Origin of the sequence: Terrisporobacter sp., assembly GCF_017888745.1 — a bacterium.
In the GTDB taxonomy this organism is placed as follows: Bacteria; Bacillota; Clostridia; order Peptostreptococcales; family Peptostreptococcaceae; genus Terrisporobacter.
In genome coordinates this window covers 1-9,483 of sequence record NZ_JAGHFM010000115.1, presented here as the reverse complement: position 1 = coordinate 9,483, position 9,483 = coordinate 1, and the positions used below count along the sequence as shown (strand labels likewise).

Here is a 9,483-nt window from a genome sequence, read left to right as displayed (position 1 = left end):
GATTTATATTTTTGTTTTTATAAAAAATCTTTAGATGTTATTGATAAAAATGGTAAAATAGGTCTTATAACTCCTAGGTATTTTTTGGAGAGTCCATCAGGAAAACCGCTAAGATGCTATCTTTTTGAAAATAGTATTATACATAAAATTATAGATTTAAATGGGATTAAGGTTTTTGAAAATTTGGGGGTATCGCCTTTAATTTTAATTTTTTCTAATAAAACTAAATCGTATAATGTAATTGATAGTAATGAAAATTTTAAAAATGTAATAAAAGTTTATAAAATAAAAGAAGAGAAAATAAACTTGAAAAAAATATATAAATTAGATGAAATTTTAAATAATAATATTTGTGAAAAAATAAGTATAAGCCAAGATAATTTAAGAAATAATTGGGTTATATTAAATGGTAAGGATAGACAATTATATGAGAAAATTCAAAAAAAGTGTGAGTATAAGTTAGAAGATATTGTAGAAAGCTTCCAAGGTATAATAACAGGATGTGATAAATCATTTATTCTTTGTGAGGATGATGAACGAATAAAAAACATAGATGAGATTTTACTCAAACCATGGATAAAAAATAAAAATATAAATCAATATATTATAGAAGAAAGTAATCAAAAGCTTATATATTCTAATAATATAGAGGATATAAATAATTTTCCTTATATTAAAGAAAATTGTTTTTTACCATATAAAGATAAATTAGAAAATAGAAGAGAGTGTAGAAATAATATAAGAAAATGGTATGAGTTACAATGGGGTAGGGAAACATCTTTATTTGAAAGAAAAAAAATAATGTATCCTTATAAATCTAAGTTTAATAGATTTGCCATTGATAACAATAATAGCTTTTGTAGTGCTGATGTATATTCTTTTTTTATTAAGGAAGAATACAAAGATTTATTTTCATATGAATACTTATTAGGAATACTAAATAGTCAAGTGTATGATAAATATTTTAAAATGACTGCAAAGTGTATGGGTAATAAACTATATGATTATTATCCTAATAGTGTAATGAAAATAAAAATATTTAAGGATGATAACTATGAGGAAATAGAAGACTTGTGTAAAAAAATAATTTATCTGAAAATGCTTATTCAAGAAGACAGAAAGTTAATTAAGTTGCAAGGTAAAAATAATATCCTTAATAAAGAAATTTATTACCTTGAAAATGAAACCCATTTCCTGCAAAATAAAATTAGTAATTTAATTAATAAATCTCTTGAATTATAGCACTATATCAACTATTAATTCATATAATAGAATAATGAATTAATAGGGGGGATGTAAGTGATAAATATTAAAGTTAATGAAGAAGAAAAAAGAGTTTATGTTGATGTACATGGGTATATAAGTAAAAGAGATGTAAATAACTTTTTAAATACCTATAAGCAAACTATGAAAAATAAGAAAGCATCATTATATAAACTAGTTGTTACTCCAGCATTTTTTGAGTGTGAAAATGATGAAGATATAAGAACTGTATGTATGTCATTTTTAAAATCAGGATTTAAGAAGATATATCTTGTTGACGAAGAAAATTATGTAATGAGTAATTTATCACTAAATCCAATAGAGAAAAAATTATTTTTGAAGTCAGTAAAAGTTGTTAATACCGGAGGGGCTATAAAATAAAATACAAAATATATGGAGAATATATATTTTGTAGTATATATTCTCTATTAAAAGATAGGTGATAAAATGAAAAAAGGTTTAGTCCTTGAAGGTGGAGGTACAAAAGGAGCTTATCAAATAGGTGCCTTTAAAGCCTTAAGAGATTTAGGAATTCAATTTACTGGAATAGCAGGGTCTTCCATCGGCGCTCTAAATGGAGCATTTATAGCTCAAGGAGACTTAGAAGCTATGGAGGATATTTGGGTAAATTATGATTATAAAAGCTTTATGAACATCGATGAAGACACATACGAAAGATATAAAGATATAGAGATGAAACCTAAAAGTTTTCACGATGTGGTAGAGTTAATGAATAAAGCAAGAAAAAAGCAAGGTATTGATATAAGTCCTTTGAGAAAATTATTAGAAGAAAATGTAGATGAAGAGAAAATTAGAAACTCAAGTTATGAATTTGGTATAACGACTGCTTACTGGGACGGAAAAATTTTTCCTATAAATCTTTATAAGGAAGATATACCAAAAGGAAAAATAGTAGATTATCTAATAGCAAGTGCTTCTCTTCCTATATTCCAATTGGACAAATTGGATGATAAATTATATTTAGATGGAATGTTTTCTGATAATATACCAATTAATATGTTGGCACAGAAGGGATATAATGATATAGTAGTAATTAGGTTAGTTGATGACTTTCTTGGTAAGATGATTATCAATAAATATCAAGATTTAAATTTAAAAGTAATAGTACCATCTCAATGTTTAGGAGGATCTTTGAATAAGGACAAGGATCATATCAAAACAAATATTAAATTAGGATATCTTGATACTATGAAAGCATATGACAGATATGATGGTGTTAATTATTTCTTCAATCTTGATTGTAAATACGATGAAAAATATTGTTTTGAAAAAATTAGTAATATAAATACTGATACAATAAATCATTTATGTTATTTATTACATATTAAAAAAGATGTAAATCGTCGAACTTTAATGGAGAATGTCATACCTAAGATTATTGAAGTCTTAGAAATAGATAAAAACTCTTCTTATAAGGATATTTTTTATAGTATATATGAGAGAAAGCTTGAGGAAAATAATATAAATAGGATTGAACTTTATGACTTTGATAAGGTAGTCCAAATTTGTAACAAACAAATGAAAAATAATAAATTGCTTGTTACTCAAAATACTAGTAAATTAGCGAAAATAATCACCAATTTGATTATTTATGATTTTAATAAACAAAAATAAAAGCTAATTATTTAATTAAATATTTTAAATCGCCTGGAGGTTGTAATATGGAAAAGTTAGTAGTAATAAAAAATGAAACTGGTTTACACGCAAGACCAGCTGGTATGTTTGTAAAAAAAGCATCAGAATTTACTTCAACAGTTGAAGTAAAATGTAAGGGAAAAGTTGTAAATGCTAAGTCAATAATGGGTATAATGAGTTTAGGACTTGGAAAAGGTGAAGAAGTAACTATATGTGCAACTGGTGCAGATGAAGAAGTAGCAGTAAATGCTTTAGTTGAATTAGTAGAAAGTGGATTTGGTGAATAATAAAATATATGCCTGGGTATAAATTAATTTACCCAGGTTTTAGTGTAATAATGTCTTTAGGAGGATAAGCAACATGTTAAAGGGAATAGGCGCATCTCCAGGGATTGTATTGGGGAAAGCATTAGTAATTGAGGAAACAGAATTAGTAATAGAAAGAAAAGTAGTAACTGACTGTGAAGCTGAAGTAGCTAAGCTAAGAAATGCAGTACAAGTATCTAAAGAGGAACTTACTAAAGTTAAGGAAAAGGCTTTAGCAGAGCTTGGAGAACATGAAGCTGAAATATTTGAAGCTCATTTATTAGTTTTAGAAGATCCAGAATTAGTAGAATCTGCAGTAAGTAAAATAAACGATGAGAAAGTTAATGCAGAGTATGCTTTAAATGAAATAAAAGAAATGTTTGTATCTATGTTTGAAGCTATGGACAATGAGTACATGAGAGAAAGAGCAGCAGATATTAAAGATGTTACAAACAGAGTACTTAGACATATATTAGGCGTAAAAGTAATAGATTTAGCTGACTTAGCTGAAGAAGTTATATTAGTAGCTCACGATTTAACTCCATCTGATACTGCAACAATGGATAAAAAGAAAGTTTTAGGTTTCCTAACAGATATAGGGGGAAGAACTTCTCATACTGCTATAATGTCTAGAACTTTAGAAGTTGCTGCTATAGTTGGTTTAACTAATGCAACTAAAGAAATTAAAGATGGAGATTTCATAGCATTTAATGGTGATACTGGAGAAGTAATAATAAACCCAGATGAAGAAACTATTGATACATATAAAAAACTAAAAACTGATTTTGAAGAATACAAAAAAGCTTTAGAATTATTAAAAGGACAAGCATCTTGTACAACTGATGGAAGACACGTTGAACTTGCTGGAAATATAGGAACTCCAAATGATGTTGAAGGTCTTATAAAAAATGATGCTGAAGGTGTTGGACTTTATAGAACAGAATTCTTATATATGGATAGAACAGATTTCCCAAGTGAAGAAGAACAATATACAGCATATAAAACAGTATTAGAGGGAATGAATGGAAAACCAATTGTTATAAGAACTCTTGATATAGGTGGAGATAAGAAATTAGACTACTTACCAATGGATGAAGAGATGAATCCATTCTTAGGATATAGGGCAATAAGAATTTGCTTAGATAGAAAAGAAATATTTATAACTCAACTTAGAGCATTATATAGAGCTAGTGTTCATGGTAAGTTAAGAATAATGTTCCCAATGATATCTTCTTTAGAAGAATTATTACAAGCTAAAGAAGTTTGTGAAGAAGTTAAAGCTCAGTTAAAATCTGAGGGAATAGCTTATTCAGATGATGTAGAAGTTGGTATGATGATAGAAGTACCATCTGCTGCAATAATATCTGATGTACTAGCTAAACATGTTGATTTCTTCTCAATAGGAACAAATGACTTAATTCAATATACTTGTGCAGTTGATAGAATGAACCAAAAAATAAGTTACTTATATAATCAATTCAATCCAGCTGTATTAAGACTTATAAAAATGGTTATAGATAATGCACACAAAGAAGGTAAATGGGCTGGAATGTGTGGAGAATCTGCAGGAGATCAATTAATGATACCTATATTATTAGGATTTGGATTAGATGAATTTTCAATGAGTCCAATATCTATACTTCCTGCAAGAAGATTAATAAATTCTTTAAGTTACGAGGATATGCAAAACTTCTCTAATGAAGTATTATCTCTTGGAACAGCAGAAGAAATAAAAGCTTATGTTGAAAAAACATTTAATAAATAATTAATTTAAATAATAGGAAAGGAGCTATCTTAAAATGCCATAAAGTCATAAATTAGATAGCTCTTTTTTATTGTATATTGGAGGTAAGGGATGCATATTTTAGAAAATAGTGATTTAATTATAGAAAGTAAAAACTCAGGAGCTGAGTTAACTAGAATATACTCAAAAAAATATAATAAGGAAATACTTTGGAATGGAGATCCATCATTTTGGGGAAGATATTCTCCTATACTTTTTCCTATAGTAGGTAGATTAAAGGATAATGAAACCTATATAGAAAATAAGTTATATAATATGAGTCAACATGGATTTGCAAGAGATATGGAATTTGAAGTAATAGATGAGACTGATAGTTTTATTACTTATAAATTACAATCAAATGAAGAAAGTAAAAAACTTTATCCTTATGCGTTTGAACTACTAATAAAATACACACTTGAAAAAGGTAAGCTAAATATTAAGTGGGAAGTAAAAAATATAGATAGTAGAGAAATATATTTTTCTATAGGAGCACATCCTGCCTTTAATATATCATCAAGAGAAGAATTATCTAATTATTATATAGAATTTAAATGTAAAGATAATGTTAATCAAATTTCATTAGAAGGACCTTATTATAATGAAATTAAATCTATATCTAATTTAGAGACTTTAGAATTAAATCCTAAATCATTTGAAAAAGATGCTATTATATTTACTAATATAGATGAACTATCTATAAAAAACAAAAAAGAAGATAATTATATAAAAGTATCTTTTGAAGCATTTCCTTTAGTAGGAATATGGAGTCCTTATTATAAAGATGAGAATTTAACAGCACCATTTATATGCATAGAACCTTGGTATGGATTAGCAGATAGTGTGAATAGTGATAAGATTTATAAAAATAAAAAATTTATTAACAAACTAAATGTTGGAGAAACTTTTACAACTGATTATGCCATTGAGATTAAATAAATTTAACTTATATTTTATATAATAATGATATAATATTATTTATATAAGGAGAAATTTATAAATGAGTGGATATGGAAATTTACAAAAAATAAGAGATGGTAAAAGAACTTTTGCAATAACACCTCATATACCAGGAGGATTTGTTCTTCCAGAAACTCTTATAAAAATAGCAGAAGTAGCTAAAAAATATAAGGGAGTCTTAAAATTAACTTCAGGACAAAGAATACTAATTACAAATCTAAAACAAGAAGACTTAGAATCTATATGGGAAGAGTTAGGTATGGAACCAGCAGTAAGAGTGCAAAATTCAGTTAAGAATGTGGAAATTTGCCCTGCAAATTACTGTAAAAGATCTAAATACCCTACAATAGGTTTAGGTATGAAACTAAGTAAAAACTTTCATGGTATGGAGTTGCCTTGTAGAACTAAAATAGGTGTTGCAGGGTGTAAAAATGCATGTACAAGTGTTTACTCAAAGGATGTAGGAGTGATTACTGATTTAGATGGAAAGATGTTCGTCACTGTAGGTGGTAGTGCTGGGTATAATCCAAGAAGTTCGGATATAGTAACAAAAGGTTTAAATGAAAAAGAAGTTTTTAATTTAATAAAAGTTATTTTTGACTATTATAATGAAGAAGCTTACGCAGGAGAAAAGCTTGGAGAGTTTATAGATAGAGTAAGTATAGAAAAATTTAGAGAAGATGTACTGGAAAAGGCAAATTTAAAATTAATTTTATAAAAAAATAACTGAGTAAAGCTCAGTTATTTTCTTTTTGCAAATATTGCTGTACGAGCATCGTCATATTCATAACTACAAGTTGATAGAGTTATTATCTTATCATCAGAGCTTACAATATCTCTTGTATAAATTGAATTTTTCATAATTTTATCTAAAAAGCTTTTGAACTCGTTTTCATCTGAAAAGCTAGTATGATTATAACCGAAGTCAGCCTCAAAAACACCCACAGCAAATATTTCATAATCATAAGTTTTATTTTTTGTAGTGATAGTAATATCTTTATTATTTTCAAAGAATTCTTCTTTTTTAAATTTCATTAATTCACCAAACATAGTTCCATTCCTCATGTGATGACCATAGATTACAGAGTTTAAATCGGCTTCAAAATTATTTCTATAATCTAAAAAAATTGAACCAGAGCTCAAATGTTCTTTATTAAATCCACGATTAAGATAAAAATCATTATCTTCACCTTGAACTACCGGATAATCTATATTAGTTCCATCTACATTAATCCAAAATATATAATCATCATTTATAGACGACAAACTTTTATTTGAATTTTCCTTTGTTTCACGAATTTCTGTATAAATATTATCAGCCTTTTTATATTCACTTAGTTTTGCAAATATTTTATAGCCAGATATAGCAATAGTTATTAAGCATACAAATGTAATTAAATTATTAAAAAATTTTTTCATCATTAACCTCCCCTTATAGATACAATTTTATACAAAATTTAACTAAAAATAAACACAATTTAATTAAAATTAATAAAAAAGTGTAATTAATTATAAATTTAATAATAAGATTATAGAGATAATTTTTAAAATAATTACTTAAAAGGAGTGTAAAATGAATAATAATTTAAAGGAAAGTACTTACTCAAATAATAATGACAACTCTTATATTACAATTAAAATAATATTATTATTAATTATTTTACAAGGGGTAAGGATTATAGGTAAACAGATATATTTTGCGTTTATTCCTAAAAATAGTTTAAATGAAATGCTTATTTCTATGGGAATTATGATAATACTGACTATTTATATAATTTATAAAGGGAAAAGAGAAAATATATCACTAAATATTTTTTCTTTTATGAAAACAATAGAGTCCAAGATTTATTATTTATTAGTTACCTTAGCATTATTACTTCTTATTGTTACATCACCTTTACTTCAAAGAGAAGTATCAATATATACTTTAATACCTTTAGTTTATGGAATAATTATTATACCTATTTATGAAGAAGTACTTTTTAGATCGTATATATGGGGAGTTCTTCAAAAAGAACACAAAAGTGAGTTTAAAGTATACTTGCTTACTACTGTTTATTTTGCAGTTTGGCAAGTTGGGTATATAGATACGGTTATTATGAGAAGTGGACTTAATCATATGGTATTTATTACTTTTATTAAATGTTCGTTGATGTTAAGTTATGGACTATTTATAGGATATTTTAGATATAAAATTAAGAATACATATTCATCTATATTAATCCATAGCTTTATTAACTTATTTGGGAGATGAATAATTTAAATATCAGAAAAAATAAAAGAGGGTTAATGACCCTCTTTATTTATGCTATTATTAATAATAATGACAAAAAATGGGGTGATAAGATGAAATATAAATTATGTTTATTTGATTTTGATTACACTTTAGCAGATGCAACTATGCCTATAACTGAATGTTTTAAACATACTTTTTCAACAATGGAGTTAGAGGGATATGATAGAGATAAAACAATTAAAACTATAGGAATGACTTTAGATGATGCATTTAAAGCTTTAACTGGTATAGAAGATGAAGTAAAAATAAAAGAATTAGTAGATATTTACAGAGAAAAATCTGATGAAATAACAGTAGAAAATACAGTTTTATTTGAAGATACGTTAGATACTTTAAAAAAGTTAAAAGAAGATAATATAAAAGTAGGTATAGTATCTAGTAGAATGGGAACAAGAATTATAAAAATTTTAAATCACTTGGATTGTTATAATTACATAGATTATGTTATAGGGTATGAAAATGTTTCAACTCACAAGCCAGATCCTGAAGGATTAAATACAGCAATTGAATATTTTAATTGTGATAAAAAGGAAGTGTTATATATAGGTGATAGTTATATAGATGCTAAGGCAGCAGAAAGCGCAGGTATTGATTTTGTTGCAGTTACTACAGGAACAACTTCAAAAGAAGAGTTTGAAAAATACAATCATATAAAGATAGCAGAAAGACTGTCTAAATTAATAGATGTTATTTGAGAATGATTTATAAAAAGTTTCAATAATTAATTATAAGATTGGGGGAGATATTTTATGAAAGATAAATTTGTAATAACTATTGGTAGAGAATATGGTAGTGGTGGAGGAGAAATTGGAAGAAGATTATCAAAGTATTTTGGAATTGAATGTTATGATAAAGAATTGTTAACTTTAGTAGCAAAAGAAAGCGGTTATTGTAAAGAATACTTTGAAAAATATGATGAGAAACCTTTAAAAGTATTAAGTTACTTCGGATTTGATGCTTGTACAAATTCACTTCCAATAAACCATCAATTATTTTTAAAACAATTTAATTTAATGCAAAAACTAGCTCAAAAGCAGTCATGTATATTTATAGGAAGAGCAGCTAATTATGCACTTAGAGATTTTGATAATGTGGTAAATATATTTGTTCATGGGGATTTTGAATTTAGAAGACAAAGAGCTATACATGAGCATGGTATAAAAGAAGAAATAAGTAAAAATATAGTGAAAAAAATAGATAAAGAGAGAGCATCTTATTAT

11 protein-coding genes are annotated in these 9,483 nt (G+C 26.3%); 10 read left to right on the top strand and 1 reads right to left on the bottom strand.

The window, feature by feature from the left end:
* The 7 genes from J7G74_RS05705 to J7G74_RS05675 all read left to right on the top strand — a co-directional run.
* On the top strand, positions 1-1,242 hold a 1,242-nt coding region (locus J7G74_RS05705; protein WP_297132967.1), incomplete at its 5' end, for an Eco57I restriction-modification methylase domain-containing protein.
* Between the two features lie 57 nt (positions 1,243-1,299).
* Positions 1,300-1,644, top strand: coding sequence for a hypothetical protein (locus tag J7G74_RS05700; RefSeq protein ID WP_297132965.1), 345 nt, complete (start codon positions 1,300-1,302; stop codon positions 1,642-1,644).
* A 66-nt stretch (positions 1,645-1,710) separates the two neighbouring features.
* Positions 1,711-2,898: a patatin-like phospholipase family protein gene (locus tag J7G74_RS05695; protein WP_297132963.1), complete on the top strand. Its 1,188-nt coding sequence runs from the start codon at positions 1,711-1,713 to the stop codon at positions 2,896-2,898.
* 47 nt (positions 2,899-2,945) lie between these two features.
* Entirely contained in the window at positions 2,946-3,206 is a 261-nt protein-coding gene (locus J7G74_RS05690) for an HPr family phosphocarrier protein (RefSeq protein WP_297132961.1), read from the top strand.
* A gap of 73 nt (positions 3,207-3,279) precedes the next feature.
* Positions 3,280-4,989, top strand: coding sequence for a phosphoenolpyruvate--protein phosphotransferase (ptsP, locus tag J7G74_RS05685; RefSeq protein ID WP_297132958.1), 1,710 nt, complete (start codon positions 3,280-3,282; stop codon positions 4,987-4,989).
* Positions 4,990-5,079: 90 nt separating this feature from the next.
* Positions 5,080-5,946 carry an aldose 1-epimerase family protein gene (locus J7G74_RS05680; protein WP_297132954.1) on the top strand — a complete coding sequence of 289 codons (867 nt, stop codon included), beginning with the start codon at positions 5,080-5,082 and terminating at the stop codon, positions 5,944-5,946.
* A gap of 61 nt (positions 5,947-6,007) precedes the next feature.
* Positions 6,008-6,685 (top strand): NAD(P)/FAD-dependent oxidoreductase, encoded by a 678-nt coding sequence (locus tag J7G74_RS05675; protein ID WP_297132952.1) that lies wholly within the window; start codon positions 6,008-6,010, stop codon positions 6,683-6,685.
* 23 nt (positions 6,686-6,708) lie between these two features.
* Here the strand turns inward: J7G74_RS05675 and srtB are convergent, their stop codons facing one another.
* A complete protein-coding gene (gene srtB / locus J7G74_RS05670; protein ID WP_297132950.1) occupies positions 6,709-7,386 on the bottom strand; it encodes a class B sortase in 678 nt (225 codons plus the stop codon).
* A 154-nt stretch (positions 7,387-7,540) separates the two neighbouring features.
* Between srtB and J7G74_RS05665 the strand changes: the two genes are divergently transcribed.
* The 3 genes from J7G74_RS05665 to J7G74_RS05655 form a co-directional block, all read left to right on the top strand.
* Positions 7,541-8,221, top strand: a complete 681-nt coding sequence (locus J7G74_RS05665) for a CPBP family intramembrane glutamic endopeptidase (RefSeq protein ID WP_297132947.1) — start codon at positions 7,541-7,543, stop codon at positions 8,219-8,221.
* Positions 8,222-8,313: 92 nt separating this feature from the next.
* The gene (locus J7G74_RS05660; RefSeq protein ID WP_297132946.1) at positions 8,314-8,958 is read left to right on the top strand and encodes an HAD family hydrolase; all 645 of its coding nucleotides are present in this window, start codon (positions 8,314-8,316) and stop codon (positions 8,956-8,958) included.
* A 54-nt stretch (positions 8,959-9,012) separates the two neighbouring features.
* Positions 9,013-9,483 (top strand): cytidylate kinase-like family protein (locus tag J7G74_RS05655; RefSeq protein WP_297132945.1); only part of this gene is annotated, 471 nt, incomplete at its 3' end.